Here is a 14808-nt window from a genome sequence, read left to right as displayed (position 1 = left end):
ACGGTCAGCCCCGGCTGACCGGCTCCTGGATCTCGGCGACCCAGCCGGCCGGGTCCTCCGGGGTCTCCAGGTACAGCTCCCTGGCGTACCCGGCGGACCGGTAGCCGTTGGCGCCGATCCAGGAGGCCAGGGTCTGCACGGTCGGCAGGATGCCGTCCATGGAGCCGCGGTGGACGATCGTGGCGGCCTCCTCGATGCCCGGCAGCACGTGCACCCGGACCCCCTCCGCCTCCGTCCCCTCGGGCACGGTCATCCCCGCGTGCACGACGACCGAGCCGTCGCCCCTGCCCGCGTCCTCGTAGTAGGCGACCCCGGGCCCGAACCCGGTGACGCCCGCCGCCTCCAGGCGGCCGCACAGCTCCTCGTACAGCGGCCCGATGACCGGCGAGATGTCCTCCGGCCCGAAGCTGCCGGCCGTCCCGCTCAGCTCGGCGATCCGCACGGGCGGGATCCTCTTGACGACGACGTCCTGGGTGGACATGCGTCCCTCCCTCTCGATGGCACGGAGCCGCGCCCCGACCTGCGCGAGCCTGGCCCGCGCCTCCTCCAGCACCGTCTCCAGCTCGGCCTGGCGCAGCCTGAGCATCCCGCGCAGCTCGTCCGCGCCGATCTCGTCGTCGAGGATGGCCCCCACCTGTTCCAGGGTGAAGCCGAGCTCCTTGAGCGCGATGACGCGGTTGAGCCGCGCGAGCTGGTCCGCGGTGTAGAAGCGGTAGCCGCTGTGCGGGTCGACGTGGGCCGGGCGGAGCAGTCCGATGGCGTCGTAGTGACGCAGCATGCGGACCGACACCTGCCCGTGCCGGGCGAAGTCTCCGATGGTGAACATGACGTCGTTCAGGCAACGGCCTCACACGGTGTGAGGGTCAAGCCGCGCTGCTCAGCGAGAGCTTCACCGCGAAGCCGAGGAAGAGCGCGCCGGCCGCCGAGGTGGCGCCGGCGGAGAGGCGCCTGCGGCGGCGGAAGGCGGCGGCGAGGCGGGTGCCGCCGAAGATCAGGGTGGTGAGGTAGAGGAAGCTGCCCAGCTGGAGCAGGGTGCCGAGGACCAGGAAGGAGAGCGCCGGGTAGGCGTAGGAGGGGTCCACGAACTGCACGAAGAAGGAGATCAGGAAGAGGATCGCCTTCGGGTTGAAGAGGCTGATGACGAGGGCGCGGCGGTACGGGTGCTCGGAGCGGCCCGGGTCCGGTGCGGTGGTGTCCTCGGGAGCGGCCTCGTGCCGGGTGCGCCACGTCGCCAGGGCGGCGCGCAGCATGCCGTAGGCCATCCAGGCCAGGTAGCCGGCGCCGGCGTACTTCACGATCATGAAGAGCAGCGGGGTGGTCTGGAGCAGGGAGGCCGCGCCGAGGGCGGCCAGGGTCATGAGGATCGTGTCGCCGGTGAAGACCCCGGCGGCGGCCTGGTAGCCGGTCCGGGTGCCCTTGCGGGCGGCGACGGACAGCACGTAGAGCGAGTTCGGTCCGGGCAGGAGGATGATGAGGACGAGCCCGGCGAGGTAGGTCGGCAGATCGGTGACACCCAGCATGGAGCGGAGTGTCGCACACCGGCGAGATCATCCGCTTTAAGTTTCAACCGGCGGGACCGCCGCCGGGCGGGGGCGGTCCTCAGAAGGCGTCGGTCGGCACGTACGTGCCCCAGACCTGGCGCAACGCGTCGCACACCTCCCCCACCGTGGCCCGCGCCCTGAGCGCCTCCTTCATCGGGTACAGCACGTTGTCGGTGCCCGCGGCCGCCTTGCGGAGGGCGTCGAGGGCGGCGTCGACGGCCCGCTGGTCGCGGCCGGCGCGCAGCCGGGCGAGGCGCTCGGCCTGCTGGACCTCGATGGCGGGATCGACGCGGAGCGGTTCGTAGGGTTCCTCGACGTCGACGGCGTAGCGGTTGACGCCGACGACGACCCGCTCGCCGCTGTCGGTCTCCTGGGCGATCCGGTAGGCGTTGCGCTCGATCTCGTTCTTCTGGAAGCCGCGCTCGATGGCGTGCACGGCGCCGCCGAGGTCCTCCACCTTCCGCATCAGCTCCAGGGCGGCCGCCTCGACGTCGTCGGTCATCCGCTCGACCGCGTAGCTGCCGGCGAAGGGGTCGACGGTGGCGGTCACGTCGGTCTCGTACGCGAGGACCTGCTGGGTGCGCAGGGCGAGCCGGGCGGACTTGTCGGTGGGCAGCGCGATGGCCTCGTCGAAGGCGTTGGTGTGCAGGGACTGGGTGCCGCCGAGGACGGCGGCGAGGCCCTGGACGGCGACCCGGACCAGGTTGACCTCGGGCTGCTGGGCGGTGAGCTGGACGCCGGCGGTCTGGGTGTGGAAGCGCAGCATCAGCGACTTGGGGTTCTTCGCGCCGAACTCCTCCCGCATCACCCGGGCCCAGATCCGGCGGGCCGCCCGGAACTTCGCGACCTCCTCCAGGATCGTGGTGCGGGCGACGAAGAAGAAGGAGAGGCGGGGCGCGAAGTCGTCCACGTCCATGCCGGCCGCGACCGCCGTGCGGACGTACTCGATGCCGTCGGCGAGGGTGAAGGCGATCTCCTGCGCGGGCGAGGCCCCGGCCTCGGCCATGTGGTAGCCGGAGATCGAGATCGTGTTCCACCTGGGGATCTCGGTCCGGCAGTAGCGGAACACGTCGGCGACCAGCCGCAGCGAGGGCTGCGGCGGGAAGATGTACGTGCCGCGGGCGATGTACTCCTTGAGCACGTCGTTCTGGATCGTGCCGGTCAGCCGGTCGGCCGGGACGCCCTGTTCCTCGGCGACCAGCTGGTACATGAGGAGCAGCAGCGCGGCCGGCGCGTTGATCGTCATCGAGGTGGAGACCCGGTCCAGCGGGATGCCGTCGAAGAGCACCCGCATGTCCTCGACCGAGTCGATCGCGACGCCGACCTTGCCGACCTCGCCGTGCGCGATCGGCGCGTCCGAGTCGTGGCCCATCTGGGTCGGCAGGTCGAAGGCGACCGACAGGCCCATGGTGCCGTTGGCGATCAGCTGCTTGTAGCGGGCGTTGGACTCCACGGCGGTGCCGAAGCCCGCGTACTGGCGCATGGTCCACGGCCGGCCGGTGTACATCGAGGGGTAGACCCCGCGGGTGAAGGGGTACGCGCCGGGCTCGCCCAGCTTCTCGGCGGGATCCCAGCCCGCCAGGGCGTCCGGCCCGTAGACGGGCTCGATGGGCAGCCCCGACTCCGACTCGCGCGTCATGGCGTGTGCCTCCCGATCGACGACGTGTCCGGCGCTCCCGCCCGGTGCGGGGGCGCCGGTCCGGTCCTTCGCCTGCCCTCCCAGCATGCACGTCTCTTTTCGGTCACGTGCGCAACCGGACCGGGCGTGGGAAGCATCCCTTGAGACACACGTCGTTCCCGGGGGGCTGAAATGAAGCGTTCGTCCGTCATACGCAGAGTCGTCGTCGCCGCCACGGCGGTGGCCCTGGCCGCCGCCTGTACGCCCGACGGCGGCAGCGGCCCGGGCACGGTCAGCCCGGCGCCCACCACGGCCGCGCCGGCGCCGACGACCAGCGGCTCGGGCGACGACAAGCCGTCCGCGTCCGCGAGCCCGTCGACCGGCACGCCCTCGGCACCGGCGACCGGCACGCCCTCGGCACCGGCCACCACCGGGGCGCCGGCGGGCCGGATCCTGATGAAGGACGGCGACGAGAACGCGCAGGTGCGCGAGCTCCAGGCGCGGCTGCGGCAGATCGGCTACTTCGACCGGGCGCCCACCGGCTTCTACGGGACGATGACCGCGGGTGCGGTGACGGCCTTCCAGAAGAAGCGGGAGCTGCCGCAGACCGGTTCGGTCGACGAGACGACCTGGCAGCGGCTGCTCGGGATGACCCGGAAGCCGACCGCCGCCGAACTGCGCCCGGCCACCACCAACAAGCTGGACACGCCGGACCCGCGGTGCATGACCGGGCGCGTGATGTGCATCAGCAAGGAGAGCCGGACGCTCGCCTGGATGATCGACGGCAAGGTGGTCTCCTCCTTCGACGTGCGCTTCGGCTCGGAGAACACGCCGACCCGCGAGGGCGAGTTCAAGGTGGAGTGGAAGGCCCGTGAGTGGACCTCGACGATCTACCACACGCCGATGCCGTACTCGATGTTCTTCAGCCGCGGCCAGGCGGTGCACTACTCGGCGGACTTCGCGGCCCGTGGCTACGCCGGTGCCTCGCACGGCTGCGTCAACGTGCGGGACAAGGCGAAGCTCGCGGTGCTCTTCGACCAGGTGAAGGTCGGCGACAAGGTCGTCGTGCACTGGTGAGCCGCGGGGGCCGGGCCCGGCGGGCCTGAGCGAGGGGGAGAAGAGAGGGCGCGGGTGGGACCGGGGGAACGTGTCCCACCCGCGCCGGTGCGCCGAGCCGAAGGTACGGGGGGAACCCCGGCTCCGTGCGCTCGCCGATGACCAGTCGGCTCACTCAGTACTGCGCCGCCGGGTCGAAAAGTGTCACACCCCGGGTCGGTGCCGCGGACGCGTGTGGTCGGGGGCAGGCGCTGCGCTGTCGGTGACGGTGCCGGACGCGCCCGTGACCTGGCTCTTCTTGCCGGGTGCCCGGCCCGGGCCGGTGGCCGGTCCGCGGCCCCGGTGGGTGTCCTGGTCCCGGTCGTCGCCCCGGTCGCCCCGGCCTCGGTCGCCCGCGCCGTCGCCGTCGGAGCCGCCCTCGGAGGTGCCGCCGCTCTCGGAGCCGCCGGTGCCGCCGGTGGGCGTGCCGCCCTTGCCGGTACCGCCGGAGGAGGTGCGGCCGGTGGCGGACGGGGTGGCGCCGCCGGGCGTGCCGGCGAGGACGCGGTCGCAGTAGCGCTTCACGGTCTCGCCGTTGCGCAGGGCGTCGGTGAGCCGCTGCCGGCCGCTGGTGCCGAGGGTGCCGGCGCGGAAGTCCTGGCAGGCCTTGATGGTCTTGGCCCGTTCCTGTTCGGGCGTGCCGGCGTCGGTGCCGCCGGCGCCGGTGCCCTGGGACGGGTCGCCGCCGTCGGCGGTGGCGTCGGGGCCCGCGGTGGCGCTGCCCGTGCCGTCGGTGGCGCCGGGGGTACGGGGCTGTCCGCTGCCGCCGCCGGTGCCGCCGGGCTGCTCGGAGTCCGGGCCGCCGGTGGGCGAGCCGGACGGGCCCGGGGACGAGGGGTCGACGGCCACGACCGAGGCGCCGTGGTCGGGTTCGGCGGTGAGCGGCAGGACGCCGGTGCCCGCGGCGACGGCGACGCCGCCGACCGTGACGGCGGCGACCGCGGCGGCGATCCCGTAGCGCAGGGAGCGGCCCCAGCCGCGGGCGACGCGGACCGGGGCGACCCGGACCGCGCCGAGGTCGGCCGCGGCGGCCCGGCCCGCGTGTCCGGGGGCGGCGGCGCGCTCGGCGACGGCCTTGCGGAAGGCGGCGAGGGCGGCGGCCTCGCCGGGGAGTTCGCCGTCCGGGCCGGCGAGCGGGCCGGCGGCGGGGGTGCGGGCCGAGTCGAGGGCGCGGGCGAGCAGCTCCGCCTCGGCGCGGGCCGAGGTGCCGACGGGGTCGACCGGTTCGCCGCGCAGCAGCCGCTCCGCGGCCTCCTGGTCGAGCCACTGGTACTCGTCGGCCATCACATGTCCTTCTGCGTCCGCGGGCGCGATTGCGTCACACCGCCGGGGCGGGCGGGGCCGGGCCGGCGCCCGCGTTGCGGAGGGACGCCGTCCAGCGCGCCGGCCGGGTCGTCCGCCCCGGTCGTACCGAGGAGTTCGGCGAGTTTCTTGAGACCGCGGTGGGCGGCGGTGCGGACCGCGCCGGGCCGCTTGCCGAGCGTGTCGGCGGCGCTCTTGGCGTCCAGGCCGACGACCACGCGCAGGACGACGGCCTCGGCCTGGTCCTGCGGCAGCTGGGCGATGAGGTGCATGGTGCGGCCGGTGGCCAGGGCTTCCAGGGCCTCGTCCGCGGTGTCGGACTCGGCGGGCTTGTCGGTGAGTTCGGTCTCGTCGCCGCCGACGGCGGGACGGCGGCCGCGCATCCGGATGTGGTCGAGGGCGCGGTTGCGGGCGATCCGGGCGGCCCAGCCGCGGAAGCGGTCCGCGTCGCCGCTGAAGCGGTCGAGGTCGCGGGCGATCTGGAGCCAGCTCTCGGAGGCCACGTCCTCGGCGTCGGCCTCGCCGACCAGGGTGCGTATGTAGCCGAGGAGCCGCGGGTGCACCGCGCGGTACACGGTGCGGAAGGCGTTCTCGTCACCGTCCTGCGCGGCGAGCACTGCGGCCGTCAGCTCCGCCTCGTCCCCCAGCACTCCCCACACCTGTTCGTCGTCGCGCTCATCGCGGCTGGTCGTCACCGCCACGCCGCACGGGCGCAGCAGAACGCTACGTCCTTTTCGGGCGCCGCGTCCACGCGGGTCCGGTTCTTTGTGCAACTCGCAACTTCCCGTCGGCCCGGAAGGAAACGGGGGTGTGACAGAAAACGCAGGCGCGGCGCTGAAGGGAGTACGGGGCCGTGCTGCGGCTCCGCGGACGACGACCGGGGCCTCTCCTGTGGGGGGTGGCGGCCCCGGTCGTCTTCCTTTTCGGGCCGCTTCCGCGCGTCTTCCGTCCTTCTTCCGCACGTCTTCCGCATCGCTTCGGGCGCCTGTGACCAGGCGCCTTTCCGCTTGTCGGGGCAGGTCTCGGGCGCGGGCGCCGCTGCCCCCCAGGGCGACTGTCAACCACCCGTTGACACCCCACTACTGTCAACCTAAGGTTGCGCTCATGACGAATCCCCTCGGCATGAACAATCCGGTGCGGCTCGACGACCTGATCGAGGCGATCAAGAAGACCCACCCGGACGACGCGCTCGACCAGCTGTCCGACGCGGTCATCGCGGCGGACCACCTCGGCGACATCGCCGACCACCTGATCGGCCACTTCGTGGACCAGGCCCGGCGGACCGGCGCTTCCTGGACCGACATCGGCAGGAGCATGGGCGTCACCCGGCAGGCCGCCCAGAAGCGCTTCGTCCCCAAGGACGACAAGGAGGCGGACGCGGCGAAGATGGACCCGAACGCCGGCTTCAGCCGGTTCACGCCCCGGGCCCGGAACGTGGTGATGGCCGCGCAGAACGAGGCCTCCGCCGCCCGCAACGACAAGACGGTCCCGGCCCACCTGACGCTCGGTCTGCTGGCCGAGCCCGAGGGCCTCGCGGGCCACTGGATCACCGGCAAGGGCGTCACCCCGGAGCGCCTGCGGGAGGCGGTCACGCCGACCCTGCCGCCGGCCGCCGAGGAGGTGCCCGCGCTCATCCCGTACGACGCGGACGCCAAGAAGGTCCTGGAGCTCACCTTCCGGGAGGCGCTGCGGCTCGGCCACACCTACGTGGGCACCGAGCACATCCTGCTCGCGCTCCTGGAGTTCGAGGACGGCAAGGGCACCCTCGCGGGCCTCGGCCTCGACAAGGCCACGGCCGAGCGGGAGATCACGGAGGCCATCGCCTCGCTGTCGATCGCGGCCCCCGGTCCGGACGAGCAGGCCTGAGGGACCGGGTTTCAGGCGGTGCGCGCCCTGCGCGAGACGACCGCGCGCAGGACGCGCCCGCCCTCGGTCGACAGGTCGCGGGCCCGGCGCAGGCCGGTCGGGCCGTGGGCGGCGGCTTCCAGGACGGCCTGCTGGCGGCGCAGTTCGCCGGCGTGCAGGGGGCCGGGGCCGTTGGCGTCGAGGCCGGCGTGCACGGTGAGCGCGGCCTCGGAGCACTGCCGGGCCCAGGCGCGCAGCGGCTCCCCGGCCCAGTCGGCGGGCGCCGCGTCGAGCATGGCGCGCACCGCTCCGGCGTCCCGCGCCTCGCCGGGCAGCTCGACGCGGGCCTTCGCGACGGCCTCGCCCCAGGCGCCGCCGTCGCCGCGGGCCACCGCGGCCCAGACCGGCCGCAGGACGTCCGCGCCGTCCGGCGCGAGCAGCGGCAGGCACCGGTCGAGACAGGCGAGCCCGGCGGCCGCGAGGGCGCGGGCGTCGGCGCGGTCGATCAGTTCCTGCAGGCTCGTGCTCGTCACGGACGTCATGGACGCCTCCTCGCCAGCGATGCGGACGCAGTACTTCCCCTACTGCGCCAACCGACGCTTTTTCGTCACTGCGCGGCCGAAATCATGCCAGTGGCCTTGAGGTGCTGCATAGAGGTCAGCCGGCGCACGAAGAGGATCGCGAGGACAGCGGCGACGGCGTCCGTGCCGTAGGACGCGAGCTGCCACCAGGTCGCGGAGATCAGGGCGTCGACGCTCTCCGCCCGGCGGAACGCCAGCGAGGCGATCCGGTCCGTCACCATGCTCACGACCCAGGCGGCCCACCAGCCGTTGAGCAGCGCCAGCTCACCGGGCCCGTCCGGCGCGTACGGCGACATCCGGCTGGCCCGCCAGATGTCGGCAGCGACGTTCCGCGGGATCCACAGGTTGCCGATCGGCACGAACCAGCCGCCGACGGCCCAGCCGGGCCCCCGGTCCTGCTGGTCGGCGGCCCACACCCCGGCGTTGTGCCGCAGCCGGCGGAACCAGACGATGAAGACGACCCCGGTCACCACGAACAGGGTGAACGCCATGCTGTAGAGCAGGTTCACGTTCAGCGCCCCGGTCGGGGACTCATCGTCCAGGAACGGGGCGCCGTCGACGAGGACGTCGATGTCGACCAGCGCGAGCAGGACGTCGAAGACGAGGTTGCCGGCCAGCAGGGCCACGACGGCATGCGAAAGGCCGTTCGGATTGCGGAGCACGGTGAAGCGATCCCCCCAGGGACGGAGCGGCGCCTCCCTCCCCGGGCGCGCCGGGCGGCCGACCGGCCGCCGAGCCGGGACCGTACGGCACGACTGCCGTCGTGTCCATGAAAAAAGTCCTGGTCAGCCGCGCACCCTCTGCGCCAGCGCCCGGAACTCGGCCCAGCTCGGCGCCGGCTTGCGGGCGTCCCAGAGCTTCTGGGCCGTCGCCGTGAGCGGCATCCGGATGCCGTCGGCGACCTGGGACTGGGTCTGGGAGTTCGCCAGGTCGCACCAGACGGCGAAGCTGCCGCCGAGGATCTGGGCGTCGTAGCGCGCCGGGACGGGGGTGGTGCCGCGCAGGACGAGCGGGGTCCACTGCTCGTAGATGAGGCGGCCGGTCGGGTAGGGGAAGAGCTGCGGCTTGCCGAGCACGTAGTAGAGGTACTGGTCGTTGTAGTTGATCACCTTGCGGCCCGCGCTCAGGTACGAGGTCGGGGTGCGGGCGCCGATCTCCTTGCCGGTCCAGTAGGCGACCTGGAGGTCCCGGTCGGCGCTGGTGACGCCGCCCCGGAAGAAGCCGTCGTTCCAGGCGCGCAGCGCCTTGCCGGTCGGCCGGACCACCGCCGCGCGGGCGTTGAGCCAGTCGGTCGCCAGGTCCTGGATCCGGCCGGACGGGCCGTACTTCGCGGTCGCGGCGCGGGCCAGCTGCGGGTAGCTGGCCTCCGGGTTCTTCGCCATGAGGGCCACGTACTCGTCGCCGCCCAGGTGCCAGTACGCGCCGGGGAAGAGATCCGCGTACTCGCGCAGCAGCTCGTCGACGATCTTCGCCGAGGCCGGCTCGGAGATGTCCACGGTGCCCGCCGGCCGCCGCCCCGTCGCGCTGACCAGCTGGAGGTCGGGGTGGGCGGCGATGACCGCGCCCAGGTGTCCCGGCGAGTCGATCTCGGGGACGACCGTGATGTGCAGGCGCTGCGCGAGGGCCACGATCCGGCGCACCTCGGCCTTGCTGAGGTGCCGCTCCGAGACCACCTCGGGGTGGCTGTCGGAGGCGATCCGGAAGCCCTGGTCGTCGGAGAAGTGCAGACCGAGCTGGTTCAGCTTGAGGTCGGCCATCTCGCGCAGCCGGCCCTCGATCCAGTCGGCGGTGAAGTACTTGCGGGCGATGTCGACCATCAGCCCGCGCTGCGGCTTGGCGGGGGCGTCGGTCACGGTGCCCTCGGGCATCGAACCGGTCGACCTGACGGACTGCAGAAGCGTCCGGGTGCCGTAGAAGACCCCCGCCTGGTCGGGCCCGGTGATGCGGACGCCGCCGTCCCGGACGGTGAGGGTGTACGACTCGGCGGCGCCCTGCCCGCCGAGGGCGAGGGTGACGTCGCCGGGGCGGGCGGCGGCGGTGCCGCGGTACGGGACCCGCAGCTCGCCCGCGATCAGCTCGGCCTCGTCGCCGAGCGCGGCCTCGTCCTTCGCGGCGACCACGACGCCGGTGCCCGGACCGGGCTTCCAGCCAGGGCCGCGGGCCGCCTGGTGGGCCCGGACGGCGGGCACCACCTGCGGGGCGACCGACAGCGGGTAGGTCCTGCTCGGCGTCGGACTCGGCGGCGGCGCACCGGTGGACGCGCCGGAGGGGGCCGGGGCCGAGGCGGCGGAGGACGGCGCCGAACCGGTGCCGGCCGGCGGGGCACCGGAGGAACCGCCGGAACAGGCCGCCACGGTGACCAGTGCCACCGCGGCCGCCAGGAGCGCGGGACCCCGTCGGGGCCCCCGTATGGAGTACCGCATCACCCGGAATCCTCCCTCATCGCACCAGGCCCGGCATCCCGGGCCTCTTGTCCACCCTCAGGACGAAACCCACTCGTCCAGGTGAAATTCGCGCACCCGTCGGACACTTCCCCCTTCCCGCCGATAGCGTGGCGTCACACTCACCCCACCGCTCTCCCCCGACACCTTCACGTCTCGCTCCCGGAGTCCCCGCTGACCAGCGACATCCACGCCGCACCCTGCCGGACCCCGATCCCACCCGCCATACCTGCCCAGCAGGGCGGCACCCGGCACCTCACCGGTCTCGTGCGCTTCAACGCGGCCCCGCCCGCCTCCGCCGAGGAGCTGCTGCTCGCCTGCTGCGGCAGCCGCCGCTGGGCCGAACGGGTGGCCGCGCACCGCCCGTACCCGACCCTCGACGCGCTGCTCGCCGCCGCCGACGAGGCCGGCTACGACCTGTCGGGGCCCGACCTCGGCGAGGCGCTGGCCCGGGAGACCGCCGCGCTGCCCCACCCGGACGCGCCGCCGGCCGCCCGCACGGCGCTCGGCGCCGCCCTCGCCGCGTACGAGGCCCGTTTCGGGCACGCCTTCGTGATCAGCCTGGACGGGGTCCCGGCGGGCGAGCGGCTCGACCGGGTCCTCGCGGGCATCCGGTCACGTCTCGGCAACGAAAGGGAGGAGGAACGGGTGGTGGCGGCCGAGGAGCTGCGCCGGCTGGCCCGGACCCGCCTCACCCGGGCGCTCGCCGGACCGTGATTTCGTCCGGAATGCGGCGATTCAGGGTTGAACGATAGGCCGTCCGTGCCTGTTTGATCACACCTATGGACCCCGCGCGAGCGAACCCACGAGTGGTGGCTACGATGACCGGGGCCGGTGGACCGTACCCGGCCGGGCCAGACCGACAGAGAAGCCGGCCGGCCCCGATCCCCGCTCCCGGAGGGTTTTTCCGTGCCGGCTGGAACGCTGTACCGCGGCCGGGAAGGAATGTGGTCCTGGGTGGCTCACCGAGTCACCGGCGTCCTCATCTTCTTCTTCCTGTTCGTACACGTGCTGGACACCGCTCTCGTCCGCGTCTCCCCCGAGGCCTACGACGAAGTGGTCGCGACGTACAAGACGCCGATCGTCGCTCTGCTGGAGTACGGCCTCGTCGCCGCCATCCTCTTCCACGCGCTGAACGGTCTCCGTGTCATCGCCGTGGACTTCTGGGCCAAGGGCCCGCGCTACCAGAAGCAGATGCTCTGGACCGTCGTGGGCATCTGGGTGGTCCTGATGGCGGGCTCGCTGTACCCCGTCCTCGGCCACGCCGCACGTGAACTGTTCGGGAGCTGACGCCACCCATGTCTTCGAACAACACCGTCGCTGACACCACGTCGGCCATCGGCCCCGTCGAGGGCGCGTCCTACGACGTGGACAACCCCGCCCCGTACATCGAGGCCCCCCGCAAGCGCACGGGCAAGACCCCGCGCGCGACCCGCGGCAACTTCGAGATGGCCGCCTGGCTCTTCATGCGCCTCTCGGGCATCGTCCTCGTGGTCCTGGTCCTCGGCCACCTGCTGATCCAGCTCTTCCTGGACGGCGGCGTCTCCAAGATCGGCTTCGCCTTCGTGGCCGGCCGCTGGGCGTCCCCGTTCTGGCAGGTCTGGGACCTGCTGATGCTGTGGCTCGCGATGCTGCACGGCTGCAACGGCCTCCGCACGGTCATCAACGACTACGCGGAGCGTGCCAACACGCGCCTGTGGCTCAAGGGCCTGCTGTACACCGCCACGGTGTTCACCATCCTTCTGGGCACGCTGGTGATCTTCACCTTCGACCCGAACATCCGCTAGGCACGGGGCTGAGGTAACCACGTCATGAAGTTCCACAAGTACGACACCGTCATCGTCGGCGCCGGCGGCGCCGGCATGCGCGCCGCCATCGAGGCGACGAAGCGCAGCCGCACCGCCGTGCTGACGAAGCTCTACCCCACCCGCTCCCACACGGGCGCCGCGCAGGGCGGCATGGCCGCCGCGCTGGCCAACGTGGAGGAGGACAACTGGGAGTGGCACACCTTCGACACGGTCAAGGGCGGTGACTACCTGGTCGACCAGGACGCCGCCGAGATCCTGGCGAAGGAGGCCATCGACGCCGTCCTCGACCTGGAGAAGATGGGCCTGCCGTTCAACCGCACCCCGAACGGCACCATCGACCAGCGCCGCTTCGGCGGTCACTCCCGCAACCACGGCGAGGCCCCGGTCCGCCGGTCCTGCTACGCCGCGGACCGCACCGGCCACATGATCCTCCAGACGCTGTACCAGAACTGCGTCAAGGAGGGCGTGGAGTTCTTCAACGAGTTCTACGTCCTGGACCAGCTGATCACCGAGGTCGACGGGGTCAAGCACTCCGCCGGTGTGGTCGCCTACGAGCTGGCCACCGGCGAGATCCACGTCTTCCAGGCGAAGGCCGTGATCTACGCGTCCGGCGGCACCGGCAAGTTCTTCAAGGTGACGTCCAACGCCCACACCCTGACCGGTGACGGCCAGGCCGCCTGCTTCCGCCGCGGTCTGCCGCTGGAGGACATGGAGTTCTTCCAGTTCCACCCGACGGGCATCTGGCGCATGGGCATCCTGCTCACGGAGGGCGCCCGCGGTGAGGGCGGCATCCTGCGCAACAAGGACGGCGAGCGCTTCATGGAGAAGTACGCGCCGGTCATGAAGGACCTCGCGTCCCGTGACGTCGTCTCCCGCTCCATCTACACGGAGATCCGCGAGGGCCGCGGCTGCGGTCCCGAGGGCGACCACGTCTACCTGGACCTCACGCACCTCCCGCCGGAGCAGCTGGACGCCAAGCTCCCGGACATCACCGAGTTCGCCCGTACGTACCTCGGCATCGAGCCCTACACGGACCCGATCCCGATCCAGCCCACCGCGCACTACGCCATGGGCGGCATCCCGACCAACGTCGAGGGTGAGGTCCTCTCGGACAACACCACCGTCGTCCCGGGTCTGTACGCGGCCGGCGAGGTCGCCTGTGTCTCCGTGCACGGCGCCAACCGCCTCGGCACCAACTCGCTCCTCGACATCAACGTCTTCGGCAAGCGCTCCGGCATCGCCGCCGCCGAGTACTCCGCCAAGCACGACTACGTCGAGCTCCCGGAGAACCCGGAGGCCTTCGTCGTCGAGCAGATCGAGAAGCTCCGCAACTCCACGGGCAACGAGCGGGTCGCCGACCTGCGCCGCGAGCTCCAGGAGACGATGGACGCCAACGTGATGGTGTTCCGCACGGAGCAGACCATCAAGACGGCCGTCGAGAAGATCGCCGAGCTGCGCGAGCGCTACCAGAACGTGTCCATCCAGGACAAGGGCAAGCGCTTCAACACCGACCTCCTGGAGGCCATCGAGCTGGGCAACCTGCTCGAACTGGCCGAGGTCATGGCCATCTCGGCCCTGGCGCGCAAGGAGTCCCGCGGCGGTCACTACCGCGAGGACTACCCGAACCGCGACGACGTCAACTTCATGCGCCACACGATGGCGTACCGCGAGGTCGGCGAGGACGGCTCCGAGACCGTGCGTCTCGACTACAAGCCGGTCGTCCAGACCCGCTACCAGCCGATGGAGCGTAAGTACTGATGGCCACCCCCGTTCTGGACAAGGTCGAGAAGGACTCCGCCGCGTCCCCGTACATCACGGTCACCTTCCGGATCCGCCGCTTCAACCCCGAGGTCTCGGACGCGGCGGTCTGGGAGGACTTCCAGGTCGAGATCGACCCGAAGGAGCGCGTGCTCGACGGTCTCCACAAGATCAAGTGGGACCTGGACGGCACGCTGACCTTCCGTCGCTCGTGCGCGCACGGCATCTGCGGCTCGGACGCGATGCGGATCAACGGCAAGAACAGGCTCGCCTGCAAGACGCTGATCAAGGACATCAACCCCGAGAAGCCGATCACCGTCGAGCCCATCAAGGGCCTCACGGTGATGAAGGACCTCGTCGTCGACATGGAGCCCTTCTTCCAGGCGTACCGGGACGTCATGCCGTTCCTGGTCACCAAGGGCAACGAGCCGACCCGCGAGCGCCTGCAGTCCGCCGAGGACCGCGAGCGCTTCGACGACACCACCAAGTGCATCCTGTGCGCCGCGTGCACGTCGTCCTGCCCGGTGTTCTGGAACGACGGCCAGTACTTCGGTCCGGCCGCGATCGTGAACGCCCACCGCTTCATCTTCGACTCGCGTGACGAGGCCGGCGAGCAGCGGCTGGAGATCCTCAACGACAAGGACGGCGTGTGGCGTTGCCGCACGACGTTCAACTGCACGGACGCCTGCCCGCGCGGCATCGAGATCACCAAGGCGATCCAGGAAGTGAAGCGCGCGCTGATCACGCGTCGCTTCTGACCCACGGTCCCCTGCCTACGGGGAAGCCCGCTTCTGTACGCTGCGACGTGCAGAAGCGGGC

General features: G+C 72.1%; 15 protein-coding genes. 7 read left to right on the top strand and 8 right to left on the bottom strand.

The window, feature by feature from the left end; all coding sequences use genetic code 11:
* Positions 1-4: 4 nt before the first annotated feature.
* The 3 genes from ACIGW2_RS03230 to ACIGW2_RS03220 form a co-directional block, all read right to left on the bottom strand.
* Positions 5-826, bottom strand: a complete 822-nt coding sequence (locus ACIGW2_RS03230; protein WP_391653087.1) for a MerR family transcriptional regulator — start codon at positions 824-826, stop codon at positions 5-7.
* 37 nt (positions 827-863) lie between these two features.
* Positions 864-1520: a leucine efflux protein LeuE gene (leuE, locus tag ACIGW2_RS03225; protein ID WP_361575539.1), complete on the bottom strand. Its 657-nt coding sequence runs from the start codon at positions 1518-1520 to the stop codon at positions 864-866.
* A 79-nt stretch (positions 1521-1599) separates the two neighbouring features.
* Positions 1600-3180, bottom strand: a complete 1581-nt coding sequence (locus ACIGW2_RS03220) for a methylmalonyl-CoA mutase (protein WP_399840756.1) — start codon at positions 3178-3180, stop codon at positions 1600-1602.
* A 171-nt stretch (positions 3181-3351) separates the two neighbouring features.
* Here ACIGW2_RS03220 and ACIGW2_RS03215 point away from each other — a divergent pair, with 171 nt between their 5' ends.
* The gene (locus ACIGW2_RS03215; protein WP_399840754.1) at positions 3352-4236 is read left to right on the top strand and encodes a peptidoglycan-binding protein; all 885 of its coding nucleotides are present in this window, start codon (positions 3352-3354) and stop codon (positions 4234-4236) included.
* 183 nt (positions 4237-4419) lie between these two features.
* Here ACIGW2_RS03215 and ACIGW2_RS03210 read toward each other — a convergent pair whose 3' ends face one another.
* Both ACIGW2_RS03210 and ACIGW2_RS03205 read right to left on the bottom strand, forming a co-directional pair.
* Positions 4420-5538 (bottom strand): hypothetical protein, encoded by a 1119-nt coding sequence (locus tag ACIGW2_RS03210; RefSeq protein WP_399840752.1) that lies wholly within the window; start codon positions 5536-5538, stop codon positions 4420-4422.
* A complete protein-coding gene (locus ACIGW2_RS03205) occupies positions 5538-6206 on the bottom strand; it encodes an RNA polymerase sigma factor (RefSeq protein ID WP_391653362.1) in 669 nt (222 codons plus the stop codon). The genes ACIGW2_RS03210 and ACIGW2_RS03205 overlap by 1 nt, the downstream gene beginning before the upstream one ends.
* A 454-nt stretch (positions 6207-6660) precedes the next feature.
* On the opposite strand from ACIGW2_RS03205, the gene ACIGW2_RS03200 reads away from it, so the two are divergent.
* Positions 6661-7422 carry a Clp protease N-terminal domain-containing protein gene (locus ACIGW2_RS03200; RefSeq protein WP_399840750.1) on the top strand — a complete coding sequence of 254 codons (762 nt, stop codon included), beginning with the start codon at positions 6661-6663 and terminating at the stop codon, positions 7420-7422.
* 11 nt (positions 7423-7433) lie between these two features.
* Here the strand turns inward: ACIGW2_RS03200 and ACIGW2_RS03195 are convergent, their stop codons facing one another.
* The 3 genes from ACIGW2_RS03195 to ACIGW2_RS03185 all read right to left on the bottom strand — a co-directional run bounded on the left by ACIGW2_RS03195 (position 7434) and on the right by ACIGW2_RS03185 (position 10405).
* Positions 7434-7943 (bottom strand): hypothetical protein, encoded by a 510-nt coding sequence (locus ACIGW2_RS03195; RefSeq protein ID WP_399840748.1) that lies wholly within the window; start codon positions 7941-7943, stop codon positions 7434-7436.
* Between the two features lie 65 nt (positions 7944-8008).
* Positions 8009-8608, bottom strand: coding sequence for a DUF4328 domain-containing protein (locus ACIGW2_RS03190; protein WP_399840746.1), 600 nt, complete (start codon positions 8606-8608; stop codon positions 8009-8011).
* A 159-nt stretch (positions 8609-8767) separates the two neighbouring features.
* Positions 8768-10405 (bottom strand): glycoside hydrolase family 20 protein, encoded by a 1638-nt coding sequence (locus ACIGW2_RS03185; RefSeq protein WP_399840744.1) that lies wholly within the window; start codon positions 10403-10405, stop codon positions 8768-8770.
* 285 nt (positions 10406-10690) lie between these two features.
* Between ACIGW2_RS03185 and ACIGW2_RS03180 the strand changes: the two genes are divergently transcribed.
* The 5 genes from ACIGW2_RS03180 to ACIGW2_RS03160 all read left to right on the top strand — a co-directional run bounded on the left by ACIGW2_RS03180 (position 10691) and on the right by ACIGW2_RS03160 (position 14747).
* On the top strand, positions 10691-11140 hold the full coding sequence (locus tag ACIGW2_RS03180) for a 2-oxo-4-hydroxy-4-carboxy-5-ureidoimidazoline decarboxylase (RefSeq protein WP_391653097.1): 450 nt from the start codon (positions 10691-10693) through the stop codon (positions 11138-11140).
* 192 nt (positions 11141-11332) lie between these two features.
* Positions 11333-11713 carry a succinate dehydrogenase, cytochrome b556 subunit gene (gene sdhC, locus ACIGW2_RS03175; protein ID WP_128982417.1) on the top strand — a complete coding sequence of 127 codons (381 nt, stop codon included), beginning with the start codon at positions 11333-11335 and terminating at the stop codon, positions 11711-11713.
* An 8-nt stretch (positions 11714-11721) separates the two neighbouring features.
* Positions 11722-12210, top strand: coding sequence for a succinate dehydrogenase hydrophobic membrane anchor subunit (locus tag ACIGW2_RS03170; RefSeq protein WP_356074620.1), 489 nt, complete (start codon positions 11722-11724; stop codon positions 12208-12210).
* 24 nt (positions 12211-12234) lie between these two features.
* Positions 12235-13989: a succinate dehydrogenase flavoprotein subunit gene (gene sdhA / locus ACIGW2_RS03165; RefSeq protein ID WP_356074622.1), complete on the top strand. Its 1755-nt coding sequence runs from the start codon at positions 12235-12237 to the stop codon at positions 13987-13989.
* Positions 13989-14747: a succinate dehydrogenase iron-sulfur subunit gene (locus tag ACIGW2_RS03160; protein WP_356074625.1), complete on the top strand. Its 759-nt coding sequence runs from the start codon at positions 13989-13991 to the stop codon at positions 14745-14747. Before sdhA ends, ACIGW2_RS03160 begins: the two co-directional genes overlap by 1 nt.
* Positions 14748-14808: the final 61 nt, after the last annotated feature.

It is taken from the genome of Streptomyces sp. NPDC053541, from assembly GCF_044544705.1.
In the GTDB taxonomy this organism is placed as follows: Bacteria; Actinomycetota; Actinomycetes; order Streptomycetales; family Streptomycetaceae; genus Streptomyces.
The sequence above is the reverse complement of the archived record's forward strand: the minus strand, read 5'-3'. Positions and strand labels throughout refer to the sequence as shown.